The sequence below is a fragment of the Flavobacterium sinopsychrotolerans genome, assembly GCF_900110375.1.
In the GTDB taxonomy this organism is placed as follows: domain Bacteria; phylum Bacteroidota; class Bacteroidia; order Flavobacteriales; family Flavobacteriaceae; genus Flavobacterium; species Flavobacterium sinopsychrotolerans.
Genome location: NZ_FODN01000008.1, coordinates 15,699 through 32,998, shown reverse-complemented (window position 1 = coordinate 32,998; position 17,300 = coordinate 15,699). Strand labels below are relative to the sequence as shown.

Annotated in this window: 15 protein-coding genes and 1 tRNA gene; 12 read left to right on the top strand and 4 right to left on the bottom strand. The window is 34.5% G+C overall.

What is annotated here, in order from left to right; all coding sequences use genetic code 11:
- The first annotated feature begins 3 nt into the window (after positions 1-3).
- The 5 genes from BMX64_RS13260 to BMX64_RS13240 all read left to right on the top strand — a co-directional run bounded on the left by BMX64_RS13260 (position 4) and on the right by BMX64_RS13240 (position 3,848).
- Positions 4-198, top strand: a complete 195-nt coding sequence (locus tag BMX64_RS13260; protein ID WP_091172971.1) for a hypothetical protein — start codon at positions 4-6, stop codon at positions 196-198.
- Between the two features lie 58 nt (positions 199-256).
- Positions 257-1,195 carry a mevalonate kinase family protein gene (locus BMX64_RS13255; protein WP_091172967.1) on the top strand — a complete coding sequence of 313 codons (939 nt, stop codon included), beginning with the start codon at positions 257-259 and terminating at the stop codon, positions 1,193-1,195.
- Positions 1,196-1,242: 47 nt separating this feature from the next.
- A complete protein-coding gene (locus BMX64_RS13250) occupies positions 1,243-2,196 on the top strand; it encodes a geranylgeranylglycerol-phosphate geranylgeranyltransferase (protein WP_091172964.1) in 954 nt (317 codons plus the stop codon).
- 296 nt (positions 2,197-2,492) lie between these two features.
- Positions 2,493-3,401 carry a pseudouridine synthase gene (locus BMX64_RS13245; protein ID WP_091172960.1) on the top strand — a complete coding sequence of 303 codons (909 nt, stop codon included), beginning with the start codon at positions 2,493-2,495 and terminating at the stop codon, positions 3,399-3,401.
- A gap of 84 nt (positions 3,402-3,485) precedes the next feature.
- Positions 3,486-3,848, top strand: a complete 363-nt coding sequence (locus tag BMX64_RS13240; RefSeq protein ID WP_073352809.1) for a nuclear transport factor 2 family protein — start codon at positions 3,486-3,488, stop codon at positions 3,846-3,848.
- An 81-nt stretch (positions 3,849-3,929) separates the two neighbouring features.
- Here BMX64_RS13240 and BMX64_RS13235 read toward each other — a convergent pair whose 3' ends face one another.
- On the bottom strand, positions 3,930-6,077 hold the full coding sequence (locus BMX64_RS13235; RefSeq protein ID WP_091172958.1) for a M3 family metallopeptidase: 2,148 nt from the start codon (positions 6,075-6,077) through the stop codon (positions 3,930-3,932).
- A gap of 181 nt (positions 6,078-6,258) precedes the next feature.
- On the opposite strand from BMX64_RS13235, the gene BMX64_RS13230 reads away from it, so the two are divergent.
- Positions 6,259-8,022: a DUF885 domain-containing protein gene (locus tag BMX64_RS13230; protein ID WP_091172954.1), complete on the top strand. Its 1,764-nt coding sequence runs from the start codon at positions 6,259-6,261 to the stop codon at positions 8,020-8,022.
- 107 nt (positions 8,023-8,129) lie between these two features.
- Here BMX64_RS13230 and BMX64_RS13225 read toward each other — a convergent pair whose 3' ends face one another.
- Both BMX64_RS13225 and BMX64_RS13220 read right to left on the bottom strand, forming a co-directional pair.
- Positions 8,130-8,717 carry a DUF937 domain-containing protein gene (locus BMX64_RS13225; protein ID WP_091172950.1) on the bottom strand — a complete coding sequence of 196 codons (588 nt, stop codon included), beginning with the start codon at positions 8,715-8,717 and terminating at the stop codon, positions 8,130-8,132.
- Positions 8,718-9,140: 423 nt separating this feature from the next.
- Positions 9,141-9,222: transfer RNA gene (locus BMX64_RS13220), tRNA-Leu, on the bottom strand.
- A gap of 108 nt (positions 9,223-9,330) precedes the next feature.
- Here BMX64_RS13220 and BMX64_RS13215 point away from each other — a divergent pair.
- From BMX64_RS13215 to BMX64_RS15870, 4 genes are all read left to right on the top strand, one after another.
- Positions 9,331-10,719, top strand: a complete 1,389-nt coding sequence (locus BMX64_RS13215; RefSeq protein WP_091172947.1) for a dipeptidase — start codon at positions 9,331-9,333, stop codon at positions 10,717-10,719.
- Positions 10,720-11,038: 319 nt separating this feature from the next.
- A complete protein-coding gene (locus BMX64_RS13210) occupies positions 11,039-11,425 on the top strand; it encodes a toxin-antitoxin system YwqK family antitoxin (RefSeq protein WP_244273302.1) in 387 nt (128 codons plus the stop codon).
- The gene (locus BMX64_RS13205; protein WP_091172939.1) at positions 11,392-11,766 is read left to right on the top strand and encodes a BlaI/MecI/CopY family transcriptional regulator; all 375 of its coding nucleotides are present in this window, start codon (positions 11,392-11,394) and stop codon (positions 11,764-11,766) included. Before BMX64_RS13210 ends, BMX64_RS13205 begins: the two co-directional genes overlap by 34 nt.
- Positions 11,763-13,445, top strand: a complete 1,683-nt coding sequence (locus BMX64_RS15870; RefSeq protein WP_091172936.1) for a M56 family metallopeptidase — start codon at positions 11,763-11,765, stop codon at positions 13,443-13,445. The genes BMX64_RS13205 and BMX64_RS15870 overlap by 4 nt, the downstream gene beginning before the upstream one ends.
- A 61-nt stretch (positions 13,446-13,506) precedes the next feature.
- Here BMX64_RS15870 and BMX64_RS13195 read toward each other — a convergent pair whose 3' ends face one another.
- A complete protein-coding gene (locus BMX64_RS13195; RefSeq protein WP_091172933.1) occupies positions 13,507-14,877 on the bottom strand; it encodes a saccharopine dehydrogenase family protein in 1,371 nt (456 codons plus the stop codon).
- Positions 14,878-15,057: 180 nt separating this feature from the next.
- Between BMX64_RS13195 and BMX64_RS13190 the strand changes: the two genes are divergently transcribed.
- Complete coding sequence (locus BMX64_RS13190) at positions 15,058-15,450, top strand: DUF423 domain-containing protein (protein ID WP_091172929.1); 393 nt, start codon at positions 15,058-15,060, stop codon at positions 15,448-15,450.
- A 72-nt stretch (positions 15,451-15,522) separates the two neighbouring features.
- On the top strand, positions 15,523-17,124 hold the full coding sequence (gene pckA, locus BMX64_RS13185; RefSeq protein WP_091172926.1) for a phosphoenolpyruvate carboxykinase (ATP): 1,602 nt from the start codon (positions 15,523-15,525) through the stop codon (positions 17,122-17,124).
- The last annotated feature ends 176 nt before the right edge of the window (positions 17,125-17,300 follow it).

The following is a 17,300-nucleotide window of genomic DNA, read 5'->3' as shown; positions in this document are numbered from 1 at the left end:
ATTATGGATATTCAATCGGAGAAATTAGAATTGATTAAGTTATTGTTAGAAACGAATGACAACGCTATAATCGAGGCTGTAAAAAATATTTTCAAAGCACAAAAAAAAGACGTTTGGAAAGATTTATCTCCCGAACAACAAGAAGAAATTGACCTAGGAATCTTAGAAGCAAATCGCGGAGACCAAGTTGATTTATAAAATAGCATATTAAAAAACACCTAATTACCAACCCCAAATTGTTAATTTACAACACTATATGAAAGGACCTTTGTTTTACTCAAAAATACTACTCTTTGGAGAATACGGAATTATTCGTGACTCAAAAGGGCTTTCAATTCCTTATAATTTTTACAACGGAGCACTTAAAAAAGAAGAAAATCCATCTGACGAAGCGATTAAATCAAACGGTCACTTGAAACGATTTGTAACGTATTTAGAAACGTTACAAAACGAGCAACCGGGTTTAGTAACTTTCGATTTAGACATGTTGAAAAGCGATGTTGAAACTGGAATGTATTTTGATTCCAGTATTCCTCAAGGATACGGAGTGGGCAGCAGTGGCGCACTTGTAGCCGCTATTTATGATAAATATGCTCACAATAAAATCACGGTTCTAGAGAATTTGACTCGTGAAAAATTATTGCAATTAAAAAATATATTCTCCCAAATGGAGAGTTTTTTCCATGGAAAAAGTTCTGGTTTGGACCCATTGAACAGTTATTTGAGTATCCCGATTCTTATTAATTCGAAAGATAATATTGAAGCAACCGGAATTCCTACACAAAGTTTTGACGGAAAAGGCGCTGTCTTTTTATTAGATTCAGGAATTGTGGGCGAAACTGCTCCGATGGTAAATATTTTCATGGAAAGCCTAAAAGACAAAGGTTTCCGTGCGATGTTGAAAAATCAATTTGTAAAATATACAGATGCTTGTGTAGAAAATTTCCTTGGTGGAGACATGAAATCATTGTTCATGAATACCAAGAAATTATCAAAAGTAGTTTTGAATAACTTCAAACCAATGATTCCGGAACAATTTCACGGAATTTGGCAACAAGGAATTGACAGCAATGATTACTATTTGAAACTATGCGGTTCTGGTGGTGGCGGTTACATCTTAGGTTTTACCGAAGATTTAGAAAAAGCCAAAGCATCGCTGAAAGATTATAAACTTGAAGTAGTATATCAGTTTTAGCTCCTAACCTCTGAAGGGGAATTTAAAAATTAAATTATATTTCTATAATGTTAAGCAGGCAGCACAAACTTCTCCTAATGAAAATTGCAAGTTTGTTCTCTGTGGTTAGAGGCTATAACATTCCGGTAATTATTTTAGCCCAATACCTTTCGGCAATATTTATTCTTGCTCCCGAAAAAAGAGCGCTGGATATTCTGCTCGATTTCAATTTATTTATTCTGGTTTTTGCATCGTCACTTACGATTGCTTCCGGATATATCATCAACAACTTTTATGACAGTCAAAAGGATTTAATCAATCGGCCTAACAAGTCGATGTTGGATCGATTAGTAAGTCAAAAGACTAAACTAAACGTCTATTTTACGTTGAATTTTATTGTTGCTTTAATGGCTTTATTTGTTTCCTGGCGTGTATTTTTATTCTTTTCAGGATATATATTTTTCATCTGGTTTTATTCCCATAAAATAAAAAAATACCCAATAATAGGAAACCTAATGGCTGCTTTATTGGCTATTTTACCTTTTTTTGCGATACTATTATATTTTTATACTCGGATTCCATTTGAAGAAATTGAAAATTACAAAAGACAGCTTGGAGTTATTTTTTCGCATGCCACTTTTTTGTTTTTGTTACTATTGATTCGGGAAATGATAAAGGATTTAGAAAACCTAAAAGGGGATTTAGTCAATGATTATAAAACGATTCCTATTGTTTATGGTGAGGAAGTATCAAAAAAAACCATCACGGTATTAACCATTCTGACTGTTTTACCAGTTTATGCTTTGATTGATATTTACGATGTGGGTTACATGGATATTTATTTTTACTGTTGCCTAATCGTTTTGATATTTTTCCTGTTATACTTATGGAAATCAAATGCGAAACCACAGTTTTTGCTGCTTCACAATGTGTTGAAATTCCTTATTGTTGCCGGAGTATTTTGCATTGTTTTGATTAATCCAAGTGTTTTATGGCACGGAAAAAGATTGTTGATGGTTTAATTTTGCCTTTTTGTAAATTATAAAAAGGATAAAAAACCATTCCCGAAATTCTTATATATTGCCCGATTAGCATAGCCCCGATAGTAGAGGAAATCCTTTCTAGTCCTGAACTTGTTTCAGGATCCTGAAACAAGTTCAGGACTAGAAAGATTGAAACGATAGCGGGAAATAGCTCCAAAAAAACACGCTAAAATATATTAATTAGCTTATTAACTAGATAGTTAGCGTTTTTATAATTGGTGGTTATTGATTGTCAAGTATATAAATAGTATCTTTGCACAAATTATTGGAATATTATGAATAACAAGGAAGGCAATAATAAGAAAAGTGGTCCAAGAGCACCTAGCTCAAGACCAAGTTCGAATAAGCCAAAACCTGCCATGCAGAAGCGCGCTCAAGGGCCGAAAAAAGTTAAAGTAAATACTAAAGTTGCCGATATCGCTACTGATAAAGTAGAGAAAAAACCAAATCAAGCGCCAAAGAGACCGAAAGTAAAAGACGAAATTCGTTTGAATAAATACATTGCTAATTCTGGTGCGTGCTCGCGTCGTGATGCAGATATTTATATTCAATCCGGGACGGTGAAAGTAAACGGAATTCCTGTTACCGAAATGGGATACATGGTAAAACCGGGAGATGTTGTAAATTTTGACGGTGCGACTTTGACTCCGGAGAAAAAAGTATACATCTTACTGAACAAACCTAAAAACTTTACCACTGCGATGGACGAAGGTCAGGAATATCGTAATGTATTAGAATTGGTAAAAGGTTCTACGACTGCAAAAATTGGCGCAGTAGGAAGAATGGACAAAAATACAACTGGTTTGTTATTGTTCACGAATGACACGGATATGATTCGTAAATTTACGTTACCAAGTCAAAAATCATCTAAAATTTACCAAGTTTCATTGGATAAAAACTTGAAATTTGAGGATTTAGAAAAAATAAATAAAGGGTTAACTCTTGACGGACACCGCGTTTTTGTAGAAGATGTAAGTTACATTGAAGGAGAAGCGAAAAGTGAAATTGGATTGCAATTGCGTTCAGCAAACGTAAAAGTAGTTCGTTCTATTTTTGAACACTTTAGTTATGATGTATTGCGTATTGACAGAGTTTCTTTTGCTGGTTTGACCAAAAAGAATTTACCAAGAGGAAACTGGAGATTGCTTACTGAACAAGAAATTATCAATTTGAAGAACGTTTAATATTTCTTTGAAATTATAAAAATGAAATCCCTTTCGCATAGCGAAATGGGATTTTTTTAATTAAAAATTCAATCCTAAATAAGTATGACACCAGAAAAATTACAATCAATTGCTTTTAAATGGTTTGAAACTTTCAATAATAAAGAATTAGAAAAATTATTGTCTTTATATGATGAAGATGCGGTGCATTTTAGTCCAAAACTAAAAATGTACAAACCGGAAAGTAACGGTTTTGTTACCGGTAAAGAAGCCTTGCGAGAATGGTGGAAAGATGCTTTTGAGCGTTTACCAAGCTTGAATTACAAAGTAAAATCGCTTACTGCCAATGGCGACCGCGTTTTTATGGAATACATAAGAACGGTTACTGGCGAGGAAGATTTGCTTGTAGCGGAAGTATTAGACATCAGAGAAGACAAAATAATTGCTTCCCGAGTGTATCACGGATAAAAACCAATTTTGATTAGAAACAAAAAACCCTACGACAATTTATTTATGTCGTAGGGTTTTTGCTTTAAAAGAAAATTACAGTTATCCTTTAATTTTTTTAAGTGGTTCTGCTTTTTTGTCCAGACCACGTTTTCTCAACAGCGGTTCGATACTTGGCTCGGCACCACGGAAACGTTTGTACAAAACCATAGGGTCCTCGGTTCCTCCTTTTTCCAAAACATTCTCACGGAATAATTTTGCTTTTTCAGGATTGAACAAAGTAGTTGTTTTGAACGCTTCAAAAGCATCCGTATCTAAAACACCTGACCATATGTAACTGTAATATCCAGAAGAATAACCTCCTGAGAATATATGGCTAAAATATGTGCTGCGGTATCTTGGAATAATAGAAGAAATTAAACCAATTTTTGTCATTGCTGCTTTTTCGAAAGCATTTGCATCAACAGTAATATCTTTGGTTTGAGAATGGTATTCTAAATCCAATAAAGACGCAGCAAGATATTCTGTTGTGGTAAAACCTTGGTCGAAAGTACCTGCTTTCTTCAATTTATTCACTAGCGTTTCCGGAATCACTTCGCCAGTTTTATAATGCTTCGCGTACATTTTTAAAACTTCTGTTTCAGCCGCCCAATTCTCCATAATTTGAGAAGGAAGTTCCACGAAATCTCTTGGAACGCTTGTTCCTGCTAAACTTTTATACGTCACATTCGACAATAATCCGTGTAAAGAATGTCCAAATTCATGGAAGAAAGTCGTCACTTCGTCAAAAGTCAAAAGTGCTGGCGCATTTGCTGAAGGTTTCGTGAAATTACATACGATAGAAACTACCGGAGCAACACGTTTGCCATCCACCGTTTTCTGACTTCTGTATGAGGTCATCCAAGCGCCGCCACGTTTCGATTCACGCGGATGAAAATCCATGTATAGAACCCCAATATGCGATCCATCTTTTTCTAAAATCTCCCACACGGTCGCATCTTCGTGATATTTTGGAACATTAGATAACTCTTTGAATTGTATTCCGTATAATTTTTCGGTTACTTGAAAAACACCTTTTCTAACATTATCTAAACTGAAATATGGTTTCAATTCTTCTTCGTCAAGATCAAAACGTTCTTTTCTGATTTTCTCCGTGTAATATCTCCAGTCATACGGTTGTACCGCGCCTTTAATTCCATCTTTAGCCATCATTTTCTGAATATCGGCGGCTTCTGTTTTGGCTATTTCCAAAGCTGGTTTCCACAAATCATTCAACAGCTTGTTCACATTTTCCGGTGTTTTAGCCATTGATTCCTCCAAAACATAATTGGAATGCGATTTAAATCCTAACAATCTCGCTTTTTGTCCACGAAGATTTGCTAATGCTACTGCATTCTTCTTATTATCAAATTCATTATCTTGATTCCCTCTCGTTTGGTACGCATTCCAAATCTGCTTACGCAATTCTCGATTGGAACTGTATTGCAAAAACGGCATCACACTGGAATTAGAAAGTGTAAAAACCCATTTTCCTTCTTTCCCTTTTGCTTTAGCATCAACAGCGGCAGCGTCAATTAATCCTTGTGGCAATCCGGCTAAATCTTTTTTATTATCAATAACCAACTCGTATGAATTGGTCTCCGCCAAAATATTCTGACCGTATTTTAAACTGGTTAGCGAAAGATCTCCGTTTATTTTACGCAATATTTCTTTATCAGCATTTGATAAATTGGCTCCACTTCGAACAAAATCTTTATAAGCATTGTCTAAAATTTTAGCTTGTTCTAAATTCAGACCCAACGTCTCTTTTTTGTCCCAAAGCGTTTTTACTTTTGCGAATAATTTCTCATTCAAATAAATATTATCTCTATGCGCGGAAAGATTTGGTGCCATTTCTTTGGCAATGTTTTGAATCTCTTTATTGGTATTCGCCGAATTCAAATTAGAAAAAACCGTATTAACATTCGACAATAATTCCCCTGCATTTTCCATGGCAAGAATCGTATTTTCGAAAGTGGCAGGCTGCGTATTATTTGCAATAGCATTAATCTCCGCTTGATGTTTACTGATTCCCTCTAAAATAGCGGGTTTAAAATGTTCATTTTTAATTTTGTCGAAAGGCGGCACATTAAACGGCGTGTCGTAAGCTTGAAAAAATGGATTCATAGTCGTGTTTTCTTTTTTCTCTTGTGCTTCAATTGTTAGCATATTCCCAATGACTAACAAAATGAAAAAGGATTTTTTTCTCATTTAGGTGTGATTAATTAGAATAGTAAATTTAGCCGAAATCTATTTAAAATAAGAACTACAACGGCGCCTTAACTAAATTTTATGAAAAAGAGAAGGTCTTTTCTCAAACCAAAAACTATTCTTACATTTGAAATTCAAAAAAAATCAATAAATTAGCTCAATCTATTACCAAATATACATTATGAGAAAAATAACCACTCTTTTACTTTTCGTAACCACTTCTTTATTGCTGGTTAACTGTAAATCTGAAGATAAGAAACAAGACTTCAGCAGTCTGACGAAAAACTATTTTGACGACAAAAATGCCATGAGTCCATTGGATGCGACTCAAAGTGGTCAAAATCAATACAACGATCAGCTGCAGTTTGAAATGACAGACAGTTTCAGAAAATCGCAAGCAGCTTTCTTTGACAAATACCAATCTGCACTGCAAAATATCACTGTCGAAGATTTATCAGAAGAAGAAAAAAACAGTTACGAAATCATCAAATGGGAAGTTGAGATTGGTAAAGACTTATTAAAACAACCTACAAATTTGCTTTCTGTTCATCAATTTTGGGGAACACATCTGACTATGGGGCAATTTGCAGGCGGAACCGGAGCACAACCTTTTAAAACAGAAAAAGACTATACAAATTTCCTAAAAAGAATGGACAAATATGCTGTTTGGATTGATTCAGCTATGGTCTACATGAAAAAAGGAATTGCAAAAGGTGTTGTGTTACCAAAATCGTTAACGGTAAAACTAATTCCACAATTTGCAGAAATGGCTACGCCAAATATAGAAGACAATCTATTTTACTCGGCAATAAAACTAATGCCAGCCTCTTTCCCTGACAGCATAAAAGAAGATTTAACAGCAAAATACACAGCGACAATCAATACCAAACTGATTCCGCAATACAAGAAAATGGCTGATTTCCTGAATAAAGAATATCTTCCTGCTTCCAGAGCAACCAGTGGAATAGGAAGTTTACCTTTTGGAAAAGAGCTATATGCCACTTATGTAAAACAATGGACTACTACCGAAATGACTCCCGAGCAAATTCATGAATTGGGATTAAAAGAAGTAGCGCGATTGAATGCCGAAATGGAAAAGGTAAAAAACCAAGTCGGTTTCAAAGGCACATTATTAGAATTCTTTGAGGAAGTTCGAAACAAAAAAGAATTAAAACCTTTCACTAAACCAGAAGAAGTGATTGCTAATTTTCAAAGTATTTATACACGCATCAAACCAAATGTAGATAAATTATTCGCATTGCAACCCAAAACGAAATTTGAAATCAGACGAACGGAAGCTTTTAGAGAGAAAACAGCCAGTGCCGAGTACAATCAAGGAACTGCTGACGGCACGCGTCCCGGTATTTTCTATGTTCCAATTCCTGATGTAGCGAATTATAACATGTATGGCGATGAAGATTTGTTTTTGCATGAAGCGATTCCGGGACATCACTTTCAAATCTCTTTGCAACAAGAAAACGAAAATCTACCTGATTTCAGAAAATTCAACTGGTTTGGTGCTTACGGCGAAGGTTGGGCTTTGTACACGGAAAGCTTAGGAAAAGAACTTGGATTGTATCAAGATCCGTATCAGTATTTTGGAATGCTGGGCAATGAAATGCACCGAGCAGTTCGATTAGTTGTTGACACCGGATTACATTCCAAAGGTTGGACCAGAGAGCAAGCGATTAAATATTCGTTAGCAAACGAAGCTGAAAGTGAAGCGAGCATTATTCCTGAAATTGAGCGTTATATGGCGATTCCAGGACAAGCTTTATCGTATAAAATTGGTCAGTTAAAAATCATGGAGCTACGCAAAAAAGCGGAAACTAAAATGGGAACTAAATTTGATATTAAAAAATTCCATGAAAAAGTATTGGAATCCGGAGTAATGCCATTAGCATTATTGGAAAAGAAAATTAATGCTTGGATTGAAAACAAATAATTTTCAGGTATAGGTAAAAAAAAAGCTTCTCAAATTGAGAAGCTTTTTTTATGTTGTTGGCTCACTATTAAAGAAACTAGAGATAAAGAAATTAAGCAACAACATTTTTACCCTAGAAAAAAACTAAAAATATTTGACGTAAAACTTGATTCGCTTTTTTCCTCTATAATTTCAAAAGTGGAAACTCCAAGAAGAAGTCGGATTCCTTCCGGCACAGTGCTCAAAATCATTCTTTTTTGGTCATTTATAAGCAACTGAAGGCTTTTAAAATTCTGATTTTGACTTTTAAAATATGAAAAAACAAACATTGCTGAAAAATTTAGTATAGCAGAAGCTGTTTCGCTTTTTACACCAATTTCGTTTGAAATCATTTCTGAAATCCTGTCTTTTTTATTTGAAAAAATTAAATTTAGTGGTTTACAACCTTCTTTATTGAAGGAACTATTTATAATTAAAGTTTTTGTAGCTTCAAATTTAACATCGATATAAAACTCAGAATTAGAAATATATTCCATAAGTTCATCATAAAGATTTTTATCATCAAACTTATTATTCAATCCTATCAAGATAGTAGAAATACTTGTTTCTATCGACTTTTTCATCAGCACTTCAGTCTCATTGTATTCCTTACTAAATTTTGAAACAAGAAATGGTGAAATAAAACTTCTCAATTGATTATGTAAATATGCAACCATAGACCACCTGTTTAATTAATTTAAAATATCGACTAAATGTTATTTTTCACCGTTCAAGTGTTAAATTTATAAAAAATAATACTGATTTTTAATAAAATTTATATATATTTTACATCTAGTAGCTTTTAAACAGACACAAGTTCAAAATAAGTAATTTTTTTCTTTCAATAATACTTTTATACAATTTAAAAAACAAAATACATCTGAAGTCAAAATAATATTTAATTCATTTTGTCATAAAACAAATTCCAAATTCTAAAATGCATTTAACTACATCATTACTAACTAAAAAGAAAGTAATAAAAATAGAAAACAATTTTAAAAAGGGTCAATTTACAGCTAAATTTTCAGGAAATTAATGGTAAAAATACGAAAATAAAAAACCCTTTAAACGTTAGAATAACGATTAAAGGGTTTTTAAAGTGCGGATAATAGGACTCGAACCTACACGCCTTGCGGCACCAGATCCTAAGTCTGGCATGTCTACCAATTTCACCATATCCGCGCAATTGTGGGTGCAAAGATACACTTAACTTCCAATTTTCAAAACAATTTTGATAAAAAATATTCATACTCTTTTTTGTACTTTTGAAATATAAACAAAATTCAAATAATGGAAAATATTAAAGGATACGTTCAAGAACACAAAGACCGCTTTATCAATGAGTTAATCGAATTATTAAAAATCCCATCCGTAAGTGCCGACACTGCTTATTCGCACGATGTTTTTGAAACTGCAGATGCCGTAAAAGCCAGTTTAGAAAAAGCAGGATGTGATTTTGTTGAAATTTGTGATACTCCGGGTTATCCAATCGTCTATGGTGAAAAAATTATAGACAAATCATTGCCAACTGTTTTAGTCTACGGACATTATGATGTGCAACCACCAGATCCAATCGAATTATGGACTTCTCCACCCTTTGAACCCGTAATCAAGAAAACCGAAATTCATCCCGAAGGCGCCATTTTTGCCCGTGGATCTTGTGATGACAAAGGCCAAATGTACATGCACGTAAAAGCATTAGAATATATGGTTCAATCCAATACTTTGCCTTGCAACGTGAAATTCATGATTGAAGGCGAAGAGGAAATTGGTTCCAAAAGTTTGAGTTGGTTTGTCGAACGCAATCAGGAAAAATTAAAGAATGATGTGATTTTAATTTCGGATACCGGAATGATTTCTAATCAGCAACCGTCAATTACAACTGGTTTGCGTGGCTTAAGCTATGTAGAAGTAGAAGTTACGGGACCAAACCGTGATTTACACTCTGGACTATACGGTGGAGCAGTAGCCAATCCTATCAATGTGTTATCTAAAATGATCGCTTCGCTTCATGACGAAAACAATCACATTACCATTCCCGGTTTCTATGATAATGTAGTAGAATTATCGCTGGAAGAAAGAGCTGAAATGGCAAAAGCGCCATTCAATTTAGAAAACTATAAAAAAGCATTAGACCTTAATGACGTTTATGGCGAAAGCGGCTATGTAACGAATGAAAGAAATTCCATTCGTCCTACGCTGGATGTCAACGGAATCTGGGGTGGTTACACCGGAGAAGGGGCCAAAACAGTTATTGCGAGTAAAGCTTTCGCTAAAATCTCGATGCGTTTAGTACCAAATCAAGATTGGGAACAAATCACCGAATTGTTTACCAAACACTTCACAAGCCTTGCTCCTGCCGGCGTTACCGTAAAGGTAAAACCGCATCATGGCGGACAGGGTTACGTAACCCCAATAGACAGCATTGGCTACAAAGCCGCAAACATGGCGTATACTGAAACCTTTGGCGTTCCCGCAATTCCGGTGCGTTCCGGAGGAAGTATTCCCATCGTAGCGCTATTCGAAAAAGAACTGAAAAGCAAGACTATTCTAATGGGATTTGGTCTGGACAGCGATGCCATTCACTCGCCAAACGAACACTTCGGGATCTTCAATTACCTAAAAGGAATTGAAACCATTCCGTTGTTTTACAAATATTTTGTGGAGTTATCAAAATAAATTCCTTTCATCAAATACTAAATCCGCTCTACACAGGGCGGATTTTTTTTGGGCGTTTCCCGCTGAAAATAGCGGGTCAGGCTGTCCGTTCTCAATCTTTTTATTTTTTGAAACAAAAAAATAAAAAGGATTTCCACTTCCATCCTTAACGCAAACCGCTGACTACCATAATATTTTTTTCTTTAAAACTTGTTTATTTTAATTTTTATTCTACATTTGTAGAGCAAACTCTATTTTCGTAGAACAAAATCATTTTATGCGACAAACTGTAATTGTAATCGGCTTGGTATTTTTGTTATTTGGTTGCAAGACCAATCAAATGAAAAATAAACGTAGAGAAGGACTTTGGATTGAACAATACGCACAGGATAGTTCCCACTATAAATCAATTGGAAAATACCGAAAAGGTGATCCCATAAAAAAATGGAATTATTACTTAAATGGCAAAATCATTAAAAGAGAAAAATACAAAGACAACATTTGCAGCACTACTTTTTATCATGAAAATGGAAAAATAAAGTCCAAAGGAAAAACAAAAATGGAAACGAGCGACAAGTACGCGCATTGGTTTTATTTTGGAGACTGGAACTTCTTTAATGAAGATGGAAAACTAATAACGATAAAGAAATACAATAACGGGGAATCATTTTCCGAAATAGAAATTAAACAAACATGCAACAACTCACGAACGCCGAAGAACAAGTAATGGAGCACCTTTGGAAACTCGAGAAAGCCTTCATGAAAGACTTGCTTGAAGCCTACCCAAAACCAAAACCCGCAACCACAACCATTGCTACTTTATTAAAAAGAATGATTGACAAGCAATTTGTAGCCTACAATGAATTTGGGAACTCTCGGGAATATTATCCTTTGGTCAAGAAAACCGACTATTTCTCGAAACACGTCAATGGATTGATTAGCAATTTCTTCAACAATTCGGCATCTCAATTTGCCTCTTTCTTTACTAAAGAAACGAATTTGTCTCAAACGGAATTGGAAGAACTCAAGAAAATAATCGATAGTGAAATTTTAAAAAAGAAAAAATGACCGACTTTCTAATCAAATCGACAATTACTTTATTCGTGCTACTGGCAGTGTATTATTTGTTTCTAGAAAAAGAAAAAATACATGTATTTAACAGGTTTTACTTGTTATTCAGCCTTGTTTTTTCACTGGTAATTCCATTCATAACTATTGAAGTGATTCAGGAAATAGCACAACCTACAGTCAATCCGGGAAATATCCAGATACTGCAAGGAAGCGCAGTAATCATAGAGGAAACTAACTATCTGGCAATAGGATTATGGAGTTTGTATGCTTTAGTAACACTCGTTTTGGCGGTACGTTTTATCAGCAATATCATCAAGATTTCGTCTAAAATGAAGTCGAATACACCAATTGAATATAAGAATGCCAAATTGATTTTGGTTCCCGAAAAAACATTGCCACACACTTTCCTGAATACGATTTTCATCAACGAGACGGAATACATCAACCGTCAAATTGAAGCTGAATTATACACTCACGAACTTACGCATGTAACCCAAAAACACACTTTAGATATTTTATTCATCGAAATATTGAAAACCCTTTTCTGGTTCAACCCTATTTTTATTTTTTACAAAAAAGCCATACAACTCAACCACGAATTTCTTGCCGATGAGAAAGTAGTGAACTCCTATAACAATGTTCCGTTTTATCAATCTTTATTGCTATCGAAAGCGAACGAGAACCAAACTTTTTACTTGGCCAGTAATTTGAATTATTTAATAACTAAAAAACGATTACTTATGATGACAAAAACCACATCAAATTCAAAATCATTTGCGAAGAAAATTATTTTGATACCGTTATTTACTGGACTAATAATATTTTTATGTGTCCAAACAGTTGCACAACCCGCAAATAATAAAGATGTGTCTTCACTATCTGAAGATAAAAGAAGAGATACCTATTACGAAGATGTTCGATTAATTGTGAAAGACAACCGTAAAAAAGTTTTAATCGATAAAAAATATGAAGACCTTACTTCAAGTGAAAAGAGATTGTACATTGGAAATGCTCCAGCACCAATCAAAAAGAAAAGTCCAACGGAAAAAGAATTTGAAGGCTGGACAAATGATAGTAAATTTTCAGGTATATTAGATGGCAAAAAAATAAACAATATCGATTTAAAAAAATACAATGCCAATTATATTGTACGTTATTCAAGATACTACAATCCTACTTTCAATGGAAAAGCTATTGAAACTGATTTAAATCATTACCTACTATTTAGCAACCCTTATTTCGAAAAACATATAAAGAATAAAGATAAAAAATTTTCTTTTAAAGTAATAGAGGAAACAATAAAAGAAGGTCCCGTTGCAAAACCAGTAATCACAAGAGATGTACAAAAAAACAAAACATCAAGCATTTATTATAATCCACAACCTAAATACCCAGGTGGAATAGAGAAATTTTATCAATTTGTGGGTAAAAATTTCAAAATACCTGAAGAAGCGTCAAAAAATAACGTGAATGGAAGAGTTTATTTAAAATTTATAGTTGAAATGGACGGAACACTTTCTAACATTAAAATTATTAGAGACATGGGTTATGGAATTGGAGCAGAAGCGATTCGTGTATTAAAAACATGTCCAAAATGGATTCCTGCAAAAATCAACAACAAACCTGTTAGAACAGAATATAGTTTGCCTATTACCGTTCAATCTGGTAAAGCATAATAAAAAACAAATCCGCTTCAAGAGGAGCGGATTTATCAAACTAAAAATCTAAAAAAAACTACTAACTAAACTCTTTATCCGGATTGTATCCTAAATACGGCATGGATTGTTCCTTGAAAACAACACCGTATTCTTCTAATTCTTTCAAAATAGGCTCATAAACTTCTTTACGAATAGGCAATTGCACTCCCGGAGTCGTGATTCTGCCATTCAAGATTAATAAGGTCGCCATTGCAACGGGTAAACCCACTGTTTTTGCCATGGCTGTATAGGTTTGATCGTCGCCAATGCAAACCATTTTGGAATCTATTTGTTCTTTTTTGCCATGTATTTCGTATCCAAATTTGTGATACATGACAATCATATCTTTATCATCTTGCTGAAGCGTCCAACTATCTGTCAATATTTTTTCCAGAATTTGAGCCGGCGTGGCATTTTTCAAACCTACTTTCTTGTTTGGATTGAACAAATCGAGTTCCAATAATTTGTCCCACATGATATCATCTTGGTCAATTTTCAGAATCAAACGCGTCTTGATTTCTACAGAATCCGTGGGATGATATGGCAGGAAAGAATTCACAAATTCTCTGTAACTCATGTTCTCTGAATCCTCCATAACGTAACTGTCATCCGTCATTCCTAATTGCACAAACATATTCCAAGCTTTAGAAAAACCCACTCTCCGAATCGTTCCTCTGTATAACGTAAGTACATTATCTAAACCATACACACTGCGGTATTTCAACGAATCCCGATTCGAATAGCCTTCGAATCGACCATATCCTTCCACTTGCAAAAACTCGGTTCTGCGAAACAAATTACAGTACGGAATGTATTTATAGGTTCCTTCCTGAATAAACTTAGCAGCGCCACCCTGACCAGCAAGAACTACATTGCGCGGTGCCCAGGTAAATTTATAATTCCAAAGATTCGTATCGGATTCCGGAGCTACAAGTCCGCCGCAAAAGGATTCGAATAAAATCATCTCACCGCCTTTTTCCTTAATCGCATCAATCACTTTCATGGCACTCATGTGATCAATGCCAGGATCAAGTCCAATTTCATTCATGAAAATCAGATTATTTTCCTTTGCGGCAGCGTCCAATTCCTGCATCGCATCACTCACGTAAGAAGCGGTAACTAAGTGTTTTTTATAAATAATACAATCTTTGGCCACCTGAATGTGCAAATGAGCCGGCAACATTGAGATGACAATATCAGCAATTTGCACCGCTTTTTTTCTTTGATCTTCATCAAAAATATCTAAGGCAATTGCCGTTGCATTGGGGTGATTGTTTGTCTTTTTTTGGGCTAAAGCCAAAGACAAATCACCAATAACAAGATGCAAATTCTCTTTTTCAGATTTATTTAAAAGATACTGAATCAAAGATGAAGCTGATCTTCCTGCCCCAATGATTAAAATTGTTCTCATTTTTATATATTTATAACACAAACATACAAAAATGTTGTATTTATAACAAATAGAAGTAAAATATTTTATGCGGGTTCGTAAAATTTAATCTACAATTCATCAATAGACAGAAAAAGTAACCCAGAAAACATTTTCAATTTAAGCACGGATGAGATACTTTTGTAATAAAATAAAATCAACATGGACAAAAAGATACTTTCAACAGGAGCTATTTTAGGAATGATTGCAATAATTCTTGGTGCTTTTGGCGCACATGCCCTAAAAAAAGTACTGTCTATCGAACAACTTTCCACTTTTGAAACCGGTGTACGGTACCAAATGTACCATGCACTCTTTTTATTGTTTATTGGTCTAATGAAAAATATATCTCTTAAAGCAAAAAAAACAATCTATTTTTTGGTGCTTTTTGGCATTCTTTTGTTTTCAGGTTCCATTTATTTATTAGCGACCAATGACCTTACCGCTTTTGATTTTAAAGTAATCGGATTTGTAACACCAATCGGAGGATTGCTATTAATAGTGGCTTGGGTGGTTTTATTTATAAACATAAATAATAAACAGTCACAAATTTAAGAGAATCAAAGGCTATCTAGAATTAAATTTCTATTTTTGCACTCTAGAAAAAACCCACACAACAACAATTATATGGACAATAAAACGCTTTCTACGCAATCGATTTCGTTAAAAGAACTAGGAATTGAAAATACAACGATTAATTACCAGTTAACTCCTGATGAATTACACGAAATAACTATAAAATCAGGGCAAGGAATTGAGGTTTCGACTAAATCATTAGCTGTTAATACAGGAGAATACACCGGGCGTTCCCCAAAAGATAGATTTATAGTAAAAGATAGTCTGACTGAAAATGAAGTTTGGTGGGGAAAAGTCAATATTCCATTTGCACCAGAAGCTTTTGAAGCATTGTATAATAAAGTTACAGCGCATTTATCTAATAAAGAAATTTTCGTTAGGGATTCCTATGTATGCTCAGATCCAAATTACAGATTAAATGTAAGAGTAATTACTGAAACGGCTTGGGCAAACTTATTTTGCTACAATATGTTTTTGAGACCTGAAATTCAGGAATTAGCAGATTTTACTCCTGAATGGACGCTACTTTGTGTACCAAGTTTTATGGCAGATCCTGCTGTGGATGGAACACGTCAAAGCAACTTCGCCATTCTTGATTTTACCAGAAAAGTAGTATTGATAGGTGGTACCGGTTACACTGGAGAGATGAAAAAAGGAATTTTTTCTGCTTTGAACTTTATTTTACCTGTTTTCAAAAATACTTTGCCTATGCACTGTAGTGCCAATGTAGGAAAAGAAGGTGATACAGCAATTTTCTTCGGGTTATCAGGAACTGGAAAAACAACTTTGTCTGCAGATCCCAACCGTAAATTAATTGGTGATGACGAACATGGATGGACTAATGAAAATACCGTTTTCAATTTTGAAGGAGGTTGCTACGCAAAAGTTATCAATCTTTCGGAAGAAAATGAACCGGATATCTTTAAAGCCATTAAAAAAGGATCTATTTTAGAAAACGTAGGGATCAAACCAGGAACAAACGAAGTTGATTTCGAAGACATTACAATAACAGAAAACACACGAGTAAGCTACCCAATTTATCATATTGACAACATTCAACCAGGTTCAATTGGTAAAAACCCAAAAAACATTTTCTTTTTAACCGCTGATGCCTATGGAATTCTGCCTCCAATTTCCAGATTAACTCCTGGACAAGCGGCCTATTATTTCATATCAGGGTATACTGCAAAAGTAGCAGGAACAGAAGCAGGAATTACGGAACCTCAACCTAATTTTTCTACTTGTTTTGGCGCTCCATTTATGCCATTACACCCAACACGATATGCTGAAATGTTGAGTAAAAAAATGAAAGATGCTAATGTAAAAGTTTGGCTTATCAATACGGGTTGGACAGGTGGTCCTTACGGAGTAGGAAGCCGAATGAAATTGAAATACACGCGTGCTATGATTACCGCTGCACTAGAAGGTCAGTTAAACGATGTAGCATATGAGAACCACAAAGTGTTTGGAATGGCAATACCACAAACCTGTCCAAATGTTCCAAGTGAAATATTAGACCCTAGAAACACATGGGAAAACCAAGAACTATATGACCAGAAAGCAATTGAATTGGCACACAAGTTCAAAGAAAACTTTACTCAATTCGAAGAGTTTGCTAATGCTGAAATTATGACTGGAGCTCCATTACTATAAGTACAATTATAGTCCCAAATTAAAAAAAGCTGTTCTAGATGAACAGCTTTTTTTATGCAAAAAAAGCTAATTAAAAACATATCAACTATTTATACCAAAATTCATTTTTTTGGCGTTAAATTTGTAATCATCAATCACCCGAGCTAGAATAGCGAACTAGCGAAGCAATCAAAAAA